Source organism: Pseudomonas sp. KH_046_2, from assembly GCF_057838985.1.
This window is the reverse complement of record NZ_CM174480.1, coordinates 3988026-4003731: the sequence shown is the minus strand read 5'-3', so window position 1 is coordinate 4003731 and position 15706 is coordinate 3988026. Positions and strand designations below refer to the sequence as shown.

General features: G+C 60.2%; 13 protein-coding genes. All 13 read right to left on the bottom strand.

Translation table 11 applies throughout. The annotated features are described in order from the left end of the window. Positions 1-3 precede the first annotated feature (3 nt). Positions 4-1536 (bottom strand): NADH-quinone oxidoreductase subunit M, encoded by a 1533-nt coding sequence (nuoM, locus tag AC3IX1_RS18145; protein WP_489385244.1) that lies wholly within the window; start codon positions 1534-1536, stop codon positions 4-6. Between the two features lie 39 nt (positions 1537-1575). Further along, the gene (gene nuoL / locus AC3IX1_RS18140) at positions 1576-3429 is read right to left on the bottom strand and encodes an NADH-quinone oxidoreductase subunit L (RefSeq protein ID WP_489385243.1); all 1854 of its coding nucleotides are present in this window, start codon (positions 3427-3429) and stop codon (positions 1576-1578) included. After that, a complete protein-coding gene (gene nuoK / locus AC3IX1_RS18135) occupies positions 3426-3734 on the bottom strand; it encodes an NADH-quinone oxidoreductase subunit NuoK (RefSeq protein WP_007946416.1) in 309 nt (102 codons plus the stop codon). The genes nuoL and nuoK overlap by 4 nt, the downstream gene beginning before the upstream one ends. A gap of 2 nt (positions 3735-3736) precedes the next feature. Continuing rightward, entirely contained in the window at positions 3737-4240 is a 504-nt protein-coding gene (gene nuoJ, locus AC3IX1_RS18130) for an NADH-quinone oxidoreductase subunit J (protein WP_046037836.1), read from the bottom strand. A 9-nt stretch (positions 4241-4249) separates the two neighbouring features. Continuing rightward, complete coding sequence (gene nuoI, locus AC3IX1_RS18125; RefSeq protein WP_489385242.1) at positions 4250-4795, bottom strand: NADH-quinone oxidoreductase subunit NuoI; 546 nt, start codon at positions 4793-4795, stop codon at positions 4250-4252. Positions 4796-4807: 12 nt separating this feature from the next. Next, complete coding sequence (nuoH, locus tag AC3IX1_RS18120) at positions 4808-5815, bottom strand: NADH-quinone oxidoreductase subunit NuoH (protein ID WP_489385241.1); 1008 nt, start codon at positions 5813-5815, stop codon at positions 4808-4810. Then, entirely contained in the window at positions 5812-8526 is a 2715-nt protein-coding gene (nuoG, locus tag AC3IX1_RS18115) for an NADH-quinone oxidoreductase subunit NuoG (protein WP_489385240.1), read from the bottom strand. The genes nuoH and nuoG overlap by 4 nt, the downstream gene beginning before the upstream one ends. Positions 8527-8663: 137 nt before the next feature. Beyond that, on the bottom strand, positions 8664-10019 hold the full coding sequence (gene nuoF, locus AC3IX1_RS18110; protein ID WP_150725934.1) for an NADH-quinone oxidoreductase subunit NuoF: 1356 nt from the start codon (positions 10017-10019) through the stop codon (positions 8664-8666). Then, positions 10016-10513 (bottom strand): NADH-quinone oxidoreductase subunit NuoE, encoded by a 498-nt coding sequence (gene nuoE / locus AC3IX1_RS18105; protein ID WP_008053447.1) that lies wholly within the window; start codon positions 10511-10513, stop codon positions 10016-10018. The genes nuoF and nuoE overlap by 4 nt, the downstream gene beginning before the upstream one ends. 2 nt (positions 10514-10515) lie before the next feature. Further along, positions 10516-12300 carry an NADH-quinone oxidoreductase subunit C/D gene (gene nuoC / locus AC3IX1_RS18100; protein WP_489385239.1) on the bottom strand — a complete coding sequence of 595 codons (1785 nt, stop codon included), beginning with the start codon at positions 12298-12300 and terminating at the stop codon, positions 10516-10518. Positions 12301-12372: 72 nt separating this feature from the next. Beyond that, positions 12373-13047 carry a NuoB/complex I 20 kDa subunit family protein gene (locus tag AC3IX1_RS18095; protein ID WP_046037844.1) on the bottom strand — a complete coding sequence of 225 codons (675 nt, stop codon included), beginning with the start codon at positions 13045-13047 and terminating at the stop codon, positions 12373-12375. A gap of 10 nt (positions 13048-13057) precedes the next feature. Then, positions 13058-13471, bottom strand: a complete 414-nt coding sequence (locus AC3IX1_RS18090) for an NADH-quinone oxidoreductase subunit A (RefSeq protein WP_003223812.1) — start codon at positions 13469-13471, stop codon at positions 13058-13060. A gap of 636 nt (positions 13472-14107) precedes the next feature. Then, positions 14108-15433, bottom strand: coding sequence for an isocitrate lyase (gene aceA, locus AC3IX1_RS18085; protein WP_034146910.1), 1326 nt, complete (start codon positions 15431-15433; stop codon positions 14108-14110). Positions 15434-15706: the final 273 nt, after the last annotated feature.

The window sequence follows — 15706 nt, the reverse complement described above, 5'->3', positions numbered from 1 at the left end:
CTCTTACCGGGCCGAAGCGAGTTGAGTGAAGGCGGTGCCGAGCCATTGCTGCACGCCATGCATCGTAGCGGCAGAGGTGTCGAGGAACGGTTGCGGGTAAACACCGATGTAGATCACCAACGCCGCAAGACCGGCTACCATGATCAGTTCGCGACCGTCCATGCCATGCAGCACCGCGTCCGATTTGGACGGGCCGAAGAAGGCACGGTGGATCATGATCAGCGAGTAGACCGAACCGAACACCAAGCCGGACGTCGCGATCACGGTGACCCATGGGGCACTGGCAAAGGTGCCGATCAGTATCAGGAACTCTCCGACGAAGTTACCGGTCGCCGGCAAGCCCAGCGACGCGGCGGCGAAGAACAGGCTGAGGGCTGGCAGGTAAGCGATCTTCGACCACAGGCCACCCATTTCACGCATGTCGCGGGTGTGGGTGCGTTCGTACAACTGGCCGCTCAAGATAAAGAGTGCCGCGGCCGACAGGCCGTGCGCCAGCATCTGCATCACCGCACCCTGCAGCGCCAGTTGGCTGCCGGAGTAGATGCCGATCAGAACGAAGCCCATGTGGGAAACGGACGAGAAGGCAATCAGACGCTTGATGTCAGTTTGCGCGAAGGCCAGGAACGCACCGTAGAAGATCCCGATCAGACCCAGAGTCATGGCGATCGGCGCAAACTCGGCCGACGCATTCGGGAACAGCGGCAGGGCGAAACGCAGCAGACCGTACGCAGCAGTCTTCAGCAAGATACCGGCGAGGTCGACGGAACCTGCGGTCGGCGCCTGGGCGTGAGCGTCAGGCAGCCAGGAGTGGAACGGTACGACCGGCAACTTGACCGCGAAGGCGATGAAGAAACCGAGCATCAGGATGTACTCGGTGGTCAGCGACATCTTGGTTTTCAACAGATCGGCGTAGTTGAAGGTAATCACGCCGGTGTCGTTGAAGTTGACCAGAACCAGGCCCAGGATCGCCACCAGCATGATCAGGCCGGAAGCCTGAGTGAAGATGAAGAACTTGGTCGCCGCGTAGATCCGGGTTTTCTTGCCGTCCGAAGAACTGTGACCCCAGAGCGCGATGAGGAAGTACATCGGCACCAGCATCATTTCCCAGAAGAAGAAGAACATGAACAGGTCGAGGGCGAGGAACACGCCGACGACACCGCCCAGGATCCACATCAGGTTCAGGTGGAAGAAGCCCACGTGACGCTGGATCTCTTTCCACGAGCAGAGTACCGAGAGGACACCCAGCAGACCGGTCAGCAGGATCATCAACAGGGACAGGCCGTCGAGGGCCAGGTGCACATTGATGCCGAAACGCTGGATCCAGACGTGTTTGAACTCAATCACCCAGGTCGGATCGGCGCCTGGCTTTGGTGCCAATGAATAGTCACCGTTGGCCCACAGCCAGAGGCCGAGGGAGAGCAGCAGGGACATGGTGATCAGCGCAATCCAGCGCGGGAGGGTGGCGCCGAAGCGCTCACCCATCCAGCACAGCAGGCCGCCGATGAAGGGGATCAGGATTAGCCAGGGCAGAATCATGACGGGCTCGTTTCCTTTCGCAAATTCGCAAGGTTCATATCAGACCGCTACCAGCACGACGGCGCCGATAACCAGCACGGCACCAGCAGCCATCGAGGCGGCATACCAACGCAGTTGACCGGTCTCGGTACGGCTCAGGGCGGTGTGACCGCCTTTGGCCATGCGCGGGATCAGACCGATGGTCTGGTCGAGCGGGTCTTTGCGCAGTACATGGATGATCGCAAGGTAAGGCTTGACGAACAGTTTGTCGTAGATCCAGTCGAAGCCCCAGGCAGCGAACCACCAGGCCGAAAGGAGGCGGCCGATGCCGCTGTTGGCGACGGCAGTGACGAAGCGACGCTTGCCGAGGAACAGCAGCGCGGCCAGCAGGATACCGGCCAGGGCGATGGCGCCCGAAGCGATTTCCAGACTGTGCTTGGCTTCGCCGCCAGCATGGCCGACGCTTTGCGGCAGTACGCCGTGCAGCGGTGGAACGATCATCGCGCCGATGGCGGTGGACAATACGATCAGCACCGACAGTGGCAGCCAGTGGGCAATGCCGTGACCGGCGTGGGCTTCGGTCTTCGCTTCACCGTGGAACGCGATGAAGATCAGGCGGAAGGTGTAGAGCGAAGTCATGAACGCGCCGACCAGACCTGCATAGAGCAGACCGTTGTTGCCGCTGGCGAACGCTTCCCAGAGGATTTCGTCCTTGGAGTAGAAGCCCGCAGTCACCAGAGGCAGGGCCGCCAGGGCCGCGCCGCCGACGATGAAGCTGGCGTAGGCCAGTGGCAGTTTCTTCCACAGGCCACCCATCTTGAAGATGTTCTGTTCGTGGTGGCAGGCAACGATCACCGAACCGGACGCAAGGAACAGCAGGGCCTTGAAGAAGGCGTGGGTCATCAGGTGGAAGATCGCGCCGTCCCAGGCACCAACGCCCAGGGCCAGGAACATGTAGCCGATCTGGCTCATGGTCGAGTAGGCGAGGATACGCTTGATGTCGGTCTGGACCAGGGCTGCAAAGCCTGCGAGAACCAGGGTCACGCCACCGACGATTCCTACTAGATGCAGGATTTCCGGCGCCAGAGTGAACAGGCCGTGGGTACGGGCAATCAGGTAGACGCCAGCGGTTACCATGGTTGCGGCGTGGATCAGTGCCGAAACCGGAGTCGGGCCGGCCATCGCATCCGCCAGCCAGGTTTGCAGCGGCAGTTGCGCGGATTTACCGACAGCACCACCCAGCAGCATCAGGGTGGCCATGACCATCCAGAAGTCGCCGGCCTGGAATTTCTGCGGAGCCAGCACCAACAGTTCCTGAACGTTCAGGGTGCCCAGTTGGGCAAACAGAATGAACAGGCCGATGGCCATGAACACGTCACCGATACGGGTCACGATGAAGGCTTTGAGTGCGGCGTTACCGTTGTTGCGGTTGCTGTAGTAGAAACCGATCAACAGGTACGAGCACAGGCCCACGCCTTCCCAGCCGAAGTACAGGAACAACAGGTTATCGCCCAGCACCAGGAACAGCATGCTGGCGATAAACAGGTTGGTGTAGGCGAAGAAGCGCGAGTAGCCGTCTTCACCGCGCATGTACCAGGAGGCGAACAGGTGGATCAGGAAGCCGACGCCAACCACCACACCGAGCATGGTCAGCGACAGGCCGTCCAGGTACAGGGCGAAGTTCGGCGTGAAGCCTTCCACCGCCATCCACTGCCACAACACCAGGGTGTAGTGACCGCCTTCCGGCGGGGCGACGTTGAACTGCCAGATTACATAGGCCGCGACGATCGCCGACAGGCCAATGGAGCCCACGCCGATCAGCGCCGAGAGGTTTTCCGAGAGGCGTCCCCGGGAGAACGCCAGCAGCACAAAACCGATCAGAGGGAACAGGAAAGTCAGATAGAGAAGGTTCATCCGCGCATCTCACTGGCAGCGTCGATATCGAGCGTGTGGAAGCGGCGATACAGTTGCAGCAGGATCGCCAGGCCAATGCTGGCCTCGGCGGCTGCCAGGCTGATCACCAGGATGAACATGATCTGTCCATCCGGCTGCGCCCAGCGGCTACCGGCAACGATGAACGCCAGGGCGGAGGCATTCATCATGACCTCCAGGCTCATCAGCACGAAAAGGATGTTGCGGCGGACCATCAGGCCGACCAGGCCGAGGCAGAACAGGATGCCGGCGACCGCCAGACCATGCTCCATAGGGATAGCAGGCATCGTCATTGCTCCTTGGCTTCGTTGCGGCCCAAGTGGAACGCCGTGACGGCTGCGGCGAGCAGCAGCATCGAGGCGAGTTCGACCACCAGCAGGTAAGGACCGAACAGGCTGATGCCCACGGCCTTGGCGTCTACGGTGGTGTGGCCGATGGCTTCACCGGTCTGGTGGGAGAACAGCACGTACAGCAGTTCCACCAGCAGCAGCGCGGCGAGGAGGACCGGGCCGCCCCAGATACCGGGCTTGAGCCAGGCGCGCTCTTGCTGAGCCGAGGCAGGACCCAGGTTCAGCATCATCACCACGAACACGAACAGCACCATGATGGCGCCAGCGTAGGCGATCACTTCCAGTACACCGGCGAACGGCGCGCCGAGGGCGAAGAACGTCATCGCCACGGCGATCAGCGAAATGATCAGGTAGAGCAGGGCGTGCACAGGGTTGGTGTTGGTGATCACGCGAAGCGTGGACACCACAGCGATACCCGATGCGAAATAGAAAGCGAATTCCATCTTTCTTCCTTAAGGCAGCAAGCTCTTCACGTTGATCGGCTGGGCTTCATTCTGCGCGGAGCCTTTCGGCTTTCCGGCAATCGCCATACCTGCAACACGATAGAAGTTGTAATCAGGGTTTTTGCCGGGGCCGGAGATCAGCAGATCCTCTTTCTCGTACACCAGGTCCTGACGTTTGAACTCGGCCATTTCGAAATCCGGTGTCAGCTGGATCGCGGTGGTCGGGCAGGCTTCCTCGCAGAGGCCGCAAAAGATGCAGCGCGAGAAGTTGATGCGAAAGAACTCCGGGTACCAGCGACCGTCTTCGGTTTCAGCTTTCTGCAGCGAGATGCAACCGACCGGGCACGCCACGGCGCACAGGTTGCAGGCTACACAACGCTCTTCGCCGTCGGGGTCACGGGTCAGGACGATACGCCCACGAAAGCGCGGCGGCAGGTACACCGCCTCTTCCGGATACTGCAGCGTGTCGCGCTTGCGGAAGGCATGGCTGAAGATCATCACCAGGCTGCGAAGCTGGGTGTAGAAGCCATGCACGATGTCAAATATGTACTTCATGATTCTCTATCCTCACTGAGCCGCGACGGCGGGCGTGTTGAGCAACACGATCGCAGCGGTCACCAGCATGTTGACGAGGGTCAGCGGCAGGCAGAACTTCCAGCTGAAATCCATCACTTGGTCATACCGTGGGCGCGGAATCGAGGCGCGCAGCAGAATGAAGAACATGATGAAGAACGCGGTTTTCAGTGCGAACCAGATGAACGGGATCTGCGGCAGGATGCCGAACGGACCGTGCCAGCCACCGAAGAACAGGGTCACCAGCAGCGCCGAAATCAGCACGATACCGATGTACTCGCCGACGAAGAACATGCCCCATTTCATGCCGGCGTATTCAATGTGGTAACCGTCGGCCAGTTCCTGTTCCGCTTCCGGCTGGTCGAACGGGTGACGGTGAGTCACGGCCACGCCAGCGATGAAGAAGGTCAGGAAACCGAAGATCTGCGGAATGACGAACCACAGGTTCTGCGCTTGATATTCAACGATATCGCGCATGTTGAACGAGCCGACCTGGATCACGATGCCCATCAGCGACAGGCCCATGAACACTTCGTACGACACGGTCTGCGCCGAGGCCCGCAAGCTGCCCAACAGGGCGAACTTGTTGTTGCTCGACCAGCCGGCGAACAGCACCGCGTAGACCGACAAACCAGCCATGGCGAAGAAGAACAGGATGCCGATGTTGATATCCGCCACGCCCCAGGTCGGGGTGATCGGGATGATCGCGAAGGCAATCAGCAGGGCGCTCATGGCCACGACCGGCGCCAAAGTGAAGATCACTTTGTCGGCGAACGGCGGCGTCCAGTCTTCCTTGAAGAACATCTTGATCATGTCGGCGGCGATCTGGAACGCGCCGAACGGACCGACTCGGTTCGGACCGTAACGGTCCTGCCAGAGGGCGAGCAGACGACGCTCGACCCAGCTCAGCAGGGCGCCGCACACCACTACGGCGAGCAGAATCACCACGGCCTTGAGGACCGCGATGATCACGTCGATCATTTCAGGAGTGAACAAGGTCATTGAGCTGCCTCCTGCAGACCGTCAACGGATTTGCCAAAGATCGCTGGCGGAATGCCAGCGATGCCCGCAGGCAGTGCCACCAGACCAGCGCCCAGCTCTTCGTTGATGCGCAGCGGCAGACGCAGGGTCTGGCCGGCCACGTTCAGGCTCAGCATGGCGCCGTCATTGACACCCAGGCGGTCGGCTTCGGACTTGGCCAGTGCAACATAAGCAGCCGGAATGCGTTCCTGAACCGGAGCGGCTTTCGAAGAGTTCTCTTCGCTGCCGAACAGGTGGTAGAACGGCACGGCCTGCCAGGTACCTGGAGCAGGGTTGAACGCACGCGGAACACTGGCGAACCAGTTCAGCGAATCACCAGTGCTTTCGATCAGGCGGGTGCCCGGGTCGCCAGCGCGGATGTGACCACCGACTTCGTCCTGGAACTTGTTCCAGGCTTGCGGCGAGTTCCAGCCCGGAGACCAGGCGAATGGCACTTGCTGACGCGGTTCGGCTGAACCCGAGTAACCTTCCATCGAGAAGGCGAACGCGGTGTCCTTGTCCTGCGGGGTACGCGGTTCGTGCACGCTGATGTCGGCGCGCATGGCGGTACGACCGGAGTAACGCAGCGGTTCGCGGGCCAGTTTCAGGCCTTTGATGCGGAACGCGGCGGACGGTGCGGCGTCGACGATGCGCGCCAGTTGCGGTTTGCTCGCAGCAACGGCAGCGGTGACGTGGTCCAGTTGGGTCCAGTCGATCGGCTGGTTCAGCAGGGTCGAACGCAGGGCATGCAGCCAGCGCCAGCCTTCGTGAACCAGAATGCTTGCGTCGAGGTAAGTCGGGTCGAAGACCTGGAAGAAACGCTGGGCGCGGCCTTCCTGGCTGACCAGCGTACCGTCGCCTTCAGCGAAGCTGGCAGCTGGCAGAACCAGGTGCGCGCGATCGCTGGTGGCGGTCTTCTGATGGTCCGCCACGATCACCACTTTCGCGGCGTTAAGGGCAGCATCGACACGAGCTTTGTCGGTGCGGGTGTACAGATCGTTTTCCAACACGACGATGGCGTCGGCCTTACCGTCGATCACCGCTTGCAGGGCTGCATCGACCGAGTCACCACCGAGCATGGCCAGGCCGAGGCTGTTGGCCTCTGGCACGATCAGGCTGATGGAACCGTTCTTCTCGCGCAGCTTCAGGGCCTTCGCAATGTTTGCAGCAGCCTCAATCAGTGCCTTGGAGCCCAGCGAGGTACCGGCAATGATCAATGGACGCTTGGCAGCGAGCAGGGCGTTGGCGATGCGCTGAGCCAGTTCGAGGGCTTCAGCGTCCAGGCCTTCAACGGCCGGCGCGCTGGCATCGAGGGCGTGAGCCACGGCGAAACCGATGCGGGCCAAGTCGTCGGGAGCGGCGTGAACGCATTCTTCAGCCACGTCGTCGAGCTTGGTTTCAGCCAGGCTGGCGATGAACAGCGGGTTCAGCGCGTTCTGACCGATGTTCTTCACCGCGGCATCGAGCCACGGCTGAACGCGCATGGCGTCGGCCATGTCTTCGGCCTTGCCCTTGACCGATTGACGCAGGGCCAGGGCCATGCGCGCAGCAGTCTGGGTCAGGTCTTCGCCGAGGACGAAAATCGCATCGTGATCTTCGATGTCGCGCATGTTCGGGATCGGCAGCGGGCTGTCCTTGAGCACCTGTACTACCAGACGAATGCGCTCAAGCTCAGCGGCTTCGATACCGGAGTAGAAGTGCTCGGCGCCGACCAGTTCAAGCAACGCGTAGTTGCTTTCGAGGCTGGCGCGCGGCGAACCGATACCGACGATATTGCGACCGCGCAGCAGGTCAGCGGCTTTATCCAGTGCTTCGTCGAGGCTCAGCTTGGTGCCGTTGGCCAGCAATGGCTGACGCGGGCGGTCTTCGCGGTTGACGTAGCCATAGCCGAAACGGCCACGGTCGCACAGGAAGTACTGGTTCACCGAACCGTTGAAACGGTTTTCGATGCGACGCAGTTCGCCGTAACGCTCGCCCGGGGAAATGTTGCAACCGCTGGAGCAGCCATGGCAGATGCTCGGCGAGAACTGCATGTCCCACTTACGGTTGTAGCGCTCGGAGTGAGTCTTGTCGGTGAACACACCGGTCGGGCAAACCTCGGTGAGGTTGCCGGAGAACTCGCTTTCGAGGGTGCCGTCTTCAACGCGACCGAAGTACACGTTGTCGTGGGCGCCGAATACGCCGAGGTCGGTGCCGCCGGCGTAGTCTTTATAGAAGCGCACGCAGCGATAGCAAGCGATGCAGCGGTTCATTTCGTGGGAAATGAACGGCCCCAGTTGCTGGTTCTGGTGGGTACGCTTGGTGAAGCGGTAACGGCGCTCGTTGTGGCCGGTCATTACCGTCATGTCTTGCAGGTGGCAGTGACCGCCTTCTTCACAGACCGGGCAGTCGTGAGGGTGGTTGGTCATCAACCATTCAACAACACTGGCACGGAAGGCCTTGGATTCTTCATCTTCGATGGAGATCCAGGTGCCGTCGGTGGCAGGCGTCATGCAGGACATCACGATACGACCACGGGTGTCGTTCTCGTCGGTGTACTGCTTGACTGCGCACTGGCGGCAAGCGCCAACGCTGCCTAGGGCAGGGTGCCAGCAGAAATAAGGGATATCGAGGCCTAGCGACAGACATGCCTGTAACAGGTTGTCTGCCCCATCGACTTCGAGCTCTTTGCCGTCTACGTGGATAGTGGCCATGGTTCAAAGTTCTTCGTTGGCCCGGTGTCAGCGGGCGTGGCTAATGGAATCTTGTTATCCGCGTGAATCAACACAGCCGTTAAAGGCGTCATCACACGAAAAGCGAAGGGCACGGACCCTTCGCCTTTTTTAAGCGTTTACGCGCCGACCAGGATCGGCCTTGCCAGAGGCGGGACGGCGGCGCTGACAGGCGCGATACCGGCTTCGAACTCTGGACGGAAGTATTTGATTGCGCTGCCCAACGGCTCCACGGCGCCCGGTGCGTGAGCACAGAAGGTCTTGCCTGGGCCGAGGAAACCGACCAGGCCCAGCAGGGTCTCGATGTCGCCTGGCTGGCCTTCACCGTTCTCGATGGCCATCAGGAGCTTGACGCTCCATGGCAAGCCATCGCGGCACGGGGTGCAGAAACCACAGGATTCGCGGGCGAAGAACTGCTCCATGTTGCGCAGCAGGGACACCATGTTGACGCTGTCGTCCACCGCCATGGCCAGGCCGGTACCCATACGGGTGCCCACTTTGGCGATGCCGCCGGCGTACATTTGTGCGTCCAGGTGTTCCGGCAACAGGAAGCCGGTACCGGCGCCGCCAGGCTGCCAGCACTTGAGCTTGTAACCGTCGCGCATGCCGCCGGCGTAGTCTTCGAACAGCTCGCGACCGGTGACGCCGAATGGCAGTTCCCACAGGCCCGGGTTCTTGACCTTGCCGGAGAAGCCCATGAGCTTGGTGCCCATGTCTTCACTGCCTTCGCGAGCCAACGATTTGTACCAGTCCACGCCATCGGCAATGATCGCCGGCACGTTGCACAGGGTCTCGACGTTGTTCACGCAAGTCGGCTTGCCCCACACGCCAACGGCGGCAGGGAAGGGCGGCTTGGAGCGCGGGTTGGCGCGGCGGCCTTCCAGGGAATTGATCAGTGCGGTTTCTTCACCGCAGATGTAACGCCCGGCGCCGGTGTGGACGAACAGCTCGAAATCAAAGCCGCTGCCCAGAATGTTCTTGCCCAGCAGGCCGGCTGCCTTGGCTTCTTCAACAGCACGGTTGAGGTGCTTGGCGGCGGTGGTGTACTCGCCACGCAGGAAGATGTAGCCACGGTAGGTTTTCAGCGCGCGGGCACTGATCAGCATGCCTTCGATCAGCAGATGGGGCAGTTGCTCCATCAGCATGCGGTCTTTCCAGGTGTTGGGCTCCATTTCATCCGCGTTGCACAACAGGTAGCGGATGTTGATGGATTCGTCCTTGGGCATCAGGCCCCACTTAACGCCAGTGGGGAAGCCTGCACCGCCGCGACCCTTGAGGCCGGAATCTTTCACGGTCTGGACGATGTCGTCCTGAGCCATGTCGGCGAAGGCCTTGCGCGCAGCGGCGTAACCGTTCTTGGCCTGGTACTCGTCGAGCCATACGGCTTCGCCGTCGTCACGCAGACGCCAGGTGAGCGGGTGAGTCTCGGCCGAACGCTTGATAAGGTTGGCCGGACCGAAGGAAGTCAGGGTCATACGTAGCCCTCGAGCAATTTGGCAACGCCTGCTGGCTGCACATCACCGAAAGTGTCGTCGTCGATCATCAACGCCGGCGCCTTGTCGCAGTTGCCGAGGCAGCAGACCGGCAGCAGGGTGAAACGACCATCGGTGGTGGTCTGACCCAGGCCGATGCCGAGCTTGCTCTGGATTTCGCTGACCACGGACTCGTGGCCGCCGATGTAGCAGACCATGCTGTCGCAGACGCGAATGATGTGACGGCCAACCGGCTGACGGAAAATCTGGCTATAGAACGTCGCCACGCCTTCAACGTCGCTGGCCGGGATGCCGAGGATCTCGCCGATGGCGTACAAGGCGCCGTCCGGCACCCAGCCACGTTCCTTCTGGACGATCTTCAGGGCTTCGATCGACGCCGCACGCGGGTCTTCGTAGTGATGCAACTCGTGCTCGATGGCCGAGCGCTCGGTTTCACTCAAGGTGAAACGGTCTGTCTGGATAAGCGTGCTGTTCATGCTTAGCGGTCCACGTCGGCCATAACGAAATCGATACTACCCAGGTACGCAATCAAGTCCGCGACCATGCTGCCTTTGATCACCGAAGGGATCTGCTGCAGGTGCGGGAAGCTTGGGGTACGAATCCGGGTGCGGTAGCTCATGGTGCCGCCATCGCTCGTCAGGTAATAACTGTTGATGCCCTTGGTCGCTTCGATCATCTGGAAGGATTCGTTGGCCGGCATGACCGGGCCCCACGAAACCTGCAGGAAGTGCGTGATCAAGGTTTCGATGTGCTGCAGCGTGCGCTCTTTCGGCGGCGGCGTGGTCAGCGGGTGATCCGCCTTGTACGGGCCTTCCGGCATGTTGCGCAGGCACTGGTCGATGATCTTGATGCTCTGGCGCATCTCTTCGACGCGCACGATGCAACGGTCGTAGGCATCGCCATTGGCCGCCAGCGGCACTTCGAACTCGAAGTTCTCGTAGCCGGAGTACGGGCGCGCCTTACGCAGGTCGAAATCGCAACCAGTGGCGCGCAGGCCGGAACCGGTGACGCCCCATTCCAGGGCTTCTTTGGTGTTGTAGTCGGCGACGCCGATGGTCCGGCCGCGCAGGATGCTGTTGTCCAGTGCGGCTTTCTGGTATTCGTCCAGACGCTTTGGCATCCACTCGACGAAGTCTTTAACCAGTTTTTCCCAGCCCCGCGGCAGGTCGTGGGCGACGCCACCGATGCGGTACCAGGCCGGGTGCAGACGGAAACCGGTAATGGCCTCGATCACCGTGTACGCCTTCTGGCGGTCGGTGAAGGTGAAGAACACCGGGGTCATGGCGCCGACGTCCTGGATGTAGGTCCCCAGGAACAGCAGGTGGCTGGTGATCCGGAAGAACTCGGCCATCATGATGCGGATGACGTCGACCTTCTCCGGCACCTTGATCCCGGCCAGCTTCTCGACCGAGAGCACGTACGGCAGGTTGTTCATCACGCCGCCGAGGTAGTCGATACGGTCGGTGTACGGGATGAAGCTGTGCCAGGACTGACGCTCGGCCATCTTCTCGGCACCACGGTGGTGGTAACCGACGTCAGGCACGCAATCGACGATCTCTTCACCGTCCAGCTGCAGGATGATGCGGAACGCACCGTGGGCGGACGGGTGGTTCGGGCCGAGGTTGAGGAACATGTAGTCCTCGTTCGGGCCGGAACGCTTCATGCCCCAGTCTTCAGGCTTGAAGCGCGCGGCTTCTTCCTCGAGCTGTTGCTTGGCCAGGGTCAGGCTGAACGGATCGAACTCGGTGGCACGGGCCGGGAAGTCCTTGCGCAGCGGGTGACCTTCCCAGGTCGGCGGCATCATGATGCGCGACAGGTGCGGGTGGCCTTTGAAGTCGATGCCGAACATGTCCCAGACTTCACGCTCGTACCAGTTGGCGTTCGGCCAGATGCTGGTGACGGTCGGCAAGCTGAGGTCGCTCTCGGACAAGGCGACCTTGATCATGACGTCACTATTACGCTCGATCGACATCAGGTGATAGAAAACGGAGAACTCGACGCCGTTCGGCAGCCCTTGACGCTTGGTGCGCAGACGCTCGTCCACGCCATGCAGGTCATAGAGCATGACGTACGGCTTGGGCAGGTTACGCAGGAACGTCAGGACTTCGACGAGTTTGGCGCGGGCAACCCAAAGCACCGGCATGCCGGTGCGGGTAGGCTGGGCGGTGAACGCCTCCGGGCCAAAACGGTTGTTCAGTTCGACGACCACATCCTGGTCGTCTGCCTTGTAAGGCGGGATGTACAGAGCACTGCCTGTAGTCATGGTTATTTATCGCTTTCGGTCAACGTAAAGAATGAAGCCAGGTTCTCGTTCTATTAAAGAAGCAGATCTGGATCAGACTTCGTCGGGGCTGCGCAGGTTGGTGACTGCGATTCGCTGTTCGCGGCGCTTTTCCTTCTCGGAAGGCATCTCGGCGCGGTATACGCCTTGATCACCAACGACCCAGGAAAGCGGACGACGCTCCTGTCCAATCGACTCTTGCAACAGCATCAAGCCTTGCAGGAAAGCCTCAGGGCGGGGCGGGCAGCCAGGCACGTAGACGTCCACGGGCAGGAACTTGTCCACCCCTTGAACGACGGAGTAGATGTCGTACATGCCACCGGAGTTGGCGCACGAACCCATGGAGATGACCCATTTAGGCTCGAGCATTTGCTCATAGAGACGCTGAATAATCGGCGCCATCTTGATGAAGCAGGTACCGGCGATAACCATGAAATCCGCCTGGCGCGGCGATGCCCGGATAACCTCGGCGCCAAAGCGCGCGATGTCGTGGGGCGCCGTGAAGGCGGTGGTCATTTCCACGTAGCAGCACGAAAGACCGAAGTTATACGGCCACAGGGAGTTCTTGCGCCCCCAGTTGATCGTGCCGTTAAGCACGTCTTCGAGCTTGCCCATGAAAATGTTTTTGTGGACTTGATCTTCTAACGGATCGGAAACGGTTTCCCGCTGGCCGATCGGATACTGCTCGTTAGGAGCATCGGGGTCGATCCTGGTGAGATTGTATTGCATTGCCAAAGCCTCATTGTTTCAGCTTCGCTTGCCGCTTGCGCCGAGCTTCCGGAGCCCAGTCAAGGGCGCCCACTCGGAATAGGTAGACAAGGCCTGCCAACAGAATTGCTATGAAAACGAGAGCTTCGACGAATCCGGTCCAGCCGCTTTCGCGGACGGACACAGACCATGCAAAGAGAAAGAGGGCTTCGATATCGAAGATCACGAAGAGCATCGCGACCAGATAGAACTTGGCTGAGAGCCGCAAGCGGGCGCCACCTGTAGGTAGCATGCCGGACTCGAACGGTTCGTTTTTGCTGCGGCCCCAGGCTTTTGACCCAAGGAGGCTGGAGACGCCCAGCATGAAGGCACAGAGGCCGACGACGCCTAGAAGGAAAATGGCAAAGCCCCAGTTGTGGGCCATGAGTCCTGTCGCTTCGGGCATGCTGGTAATCCTTAACAGAGAGCAAAGGTCTCTGAGCTTGAAAAGAAACAAAAGCAGTGACGATATGTCGCAGCAATCAATCCCGCTGATTTTATGGCTAAACACCCGGCAAGTAAAATTCCTATAGCGAAATTTATTATAGGAATAAGGACATAGCGCGCTTCAAAAACCCCGCAGGCCTTGCGCCTTGGGCATTAGCCGGCATTTCGTCAATTATGTTTTGTAGGGAATGTAACGAACATTGTTGCCGCTAAATGATAATCAATATTGTTTGGCTTGGTTTTTAAACTGCTTGTCCTGCGGATACTCGGGAAGTTGTCTTATATGGGCGTAACTGCAAGTAGCGGCGGAGTGCGTTTTAGCGGATTTTTCTGACGTCGATGTCGCTCTGGATCAATGTTTTCGCTTGAGGTCACCACCAACCCTGTGGGAGCGGGCTTGCCCGCGATAGCGGTGTGTCAGCCGACATGTTTGTTGGGGTTGAAGCCGTCATCGCGGGCAAGCCCGCTCCCACAGGAATCTATGGTGATTTCGAAATCACGCACAAAAAAACGCCCCGAACCAGTCGGGGCGTCAGATGTGCGGCGTTGCGGTTTCTAATCGGTCCGCAACGGCCGTTTACTCAGGCGAAGCAGATCAGTGGAACTGTTCTTCTTCGGTCGAACCGGTCAGCGCGGTTACCGAGGACGAGCCACCCTGGATCACGGTGGTCATGTCGTCGAAGTAGCCGGTGCCCACTTCCTGCTGGTGCGCCACGAAGGTGTAGCCCTTCGAAGCGTCAGCGAACTCCTGCTCTTGCAGCTTCACGTAGGCAGTCATGTCGTTGCGGGCGTAGTCGTGCGCCAGGTTGAACATGCTGTGCCACATGTTGTGAATGCCGGCCAGGGTGATGAACTGGTGCTTGTAGCCCATGGCGGACAGTTCGCGCTGGAACTTGGCGATGGTCGCGTCGTCCAGGTTTTTCTTCCAGTTGAAGGAAGGCGAGCAGTTGTACGACAGCAGTTGGTCCGGGTATTCCTTCTTGATCGCTTCAGCGAAGCGACGAGCCTCGTCCAGGTCTGGCTTGGCGGTTTCGCACCAGATCAGGTCGGCGTACGGAGCGTAGGCCAGGCCACGGGCGATCGCTTGATCCAGGCCGGCACGAACCTTGTAGAAGCCTTCCTGGGTACGTTCGCCAGTCACGAATGGCTGGTCGTACGGGTCGCAATCGGAAGTCAGCAGGTCAGCCGCGTTAGCGTCGGTACGCGCCAGGATGATGGTCGGCGTACCGGCAACGTCAGCTGCCAGACGAGCAGCGGTCAGCTTCTGTACGGCTTCCTGGGTAGGAACCAGTACCTTGCCGCCCATGTGGCCGCATTTTTTCACGGAAGCCAGTTGGTCTTCGAAGTGAACGCCGGCGGCGCCTGCTTCGATCATGCTCTTCATCAGCTCGTAAGCGTTCAGAACGCCGCCGAAACCGGCTTCGGCGTCAGCCACGATCGGTGCGAAGTAGTCGATGTAGCCGTCGTCGCCCGGGTTCTTGCCGGCTTTCCACTGGATCTGGTCGGCACGACGGAACGAGTTGTTGATGCGCTTGACCACGGTCGGAACCGAGTCCACCGGGTACAGCGACTGGTCCGGGTACATCGATTCGGCGGAGTTGTTGTCCGCAGCAACCTGCCAGCCAGACAGGTAGATCGCCTGGATGCCGGCCTTGACTTGTTGTACAGCCTGGCCGCCGGTCAGGGCGCCCATGCAGTTGACGAAATCTTTCTCAGGACGGAAGGCTGGCTTGGCACCCTGGGTCACCAGGTTCCACAGCTTCTCGGCGCCCATTTTTGCAAAGGTGTGCTCAGGTTGAACCGAGCCACGCAGGCGGACGACGTCAGCAGCGGAGTAAGTGCGTGTCACGCCTTTCCAGCGCGGGTTTTCAGCCCAGTCTTTTTCGAGGGCTGCAATTTGCTGTTCGCGTGTCAGTGCCATGGGAGATAAACCTCGTCGCGTCTTTATGAAAAGTTGTTCTGCGGTGGAAAATTCCTGCGCTCGCTGACCAGAAGCTTAAGCGGTCAAGTCGGATTCGGCGGGGAGGGCGACGGGATGAACGATCGGCTCGAGGGGAAGTGAGCAGGTAAAGGCGAACTGCGGGCGCATTCGGGCGTCGTGGGCCTTGGTGCGAACATCAGTGTGGTGCCGGGTTACCTATTACGCTTCCGTCCCTCGGGACAACTTCGTTCCAGTCGACAACCTCGTCAAACA

What these genes read in the sequence shown, in the direction of transcription:
- nuoI (WP_489385242.1), bottom strand. Translation starts at nt 4,795, where the DNA reads ATGAAGTACATATTTGACATCGTGCATGGCTTCTACACCCAGCTTCGC.
- AC3IX1_RS18095 (WP_046037844.1), bottom strand. Translation starts at nt 13,047, where the DNA reads ATGCAATACAATCTCACCAGGATCGACCCCGATGCTCCTAACGAGCAG.
- nuoH (WP_489385241.1), bottom strand. Translation starts at nt 5,815, where the DNA reads ATGACCTTGTTCACTCCTGAAATGATCGACGTGATCATCGCGGTCCTC.
- nuoM (WP_489385244.1), bottom strand. Translation starts at nt 1,536, where the DNA reads ATGATTCTGCCCTGGCTAATCCTGATCCCCTTCATCGGCGGCCTGCTG.
- nuoG (WP_489385240.1), bottom strand. Translation starts at nt 8,526, where the DNA reads ATGGCCACTATCCACGTAGACGGCAAAGAGCTCGAAGTCGATGGGGCA.
- nuoF (WP_150725934.1), bottom strand. Translation starts at nt 10,019, where the DNA reads ATGACCCTGACTTCCTTCGGTCCGGCCAACCTTATCAAGCGTTCGGCC.
- nuoE (WP_008053447.1), bottom strand. Translation starts at nt 10,513, where the DNA reads ATGAACAGCACGCTTATCCAGACAGACCGTTTCACCTTGAGTGAAACC.
- nuoJ (WP_046037836.1), bottom strand. Translation starts at nt 4,240, where the DNA reads ATGGAATTCGCTTTCTATTTCGCATCGGGTATCGCTGTGGTGTCCACG.
- nuoK (WP_007946416.1), bottom strand. Translation starts at nt 3,734, where the DNA reads ATGCCTGCTATCCCTATGGAGCATGGTCTGGCGGTCGCCGGCATCCTG.
- nuoL (WP_489385243.1), bottom strand. Translation starts at nt 3,429, where the DNA reads ATGAACCTTCTCTATCTGACTTTCCTGTTCCCTCTGATCGGTTTTGTG.
- AC3IX1_RS18090 (WP_003223812.1), bottom strand. Translation starts at nt 13,471, where the DNA reads ATGCCCGAAGCGACAGGACTCATGGCCCACAACTGGGGCTTTGCCATT.
- aceA (WP_034146910.1), bottom strand. Translation starts at nt 15,433, where the DNA reads ATGGCACTGACACGCGAACAGCAAATTGCAGCCCTCGAAAAAGACTGG.
- nuoC (WP_489385239.1), bottom strand. Translation starts at nt 12,300, where the DNA reads ATGACTACAGGCAGTGCTCTGTACATCCCGCCTTACAAGGCAGACGAC.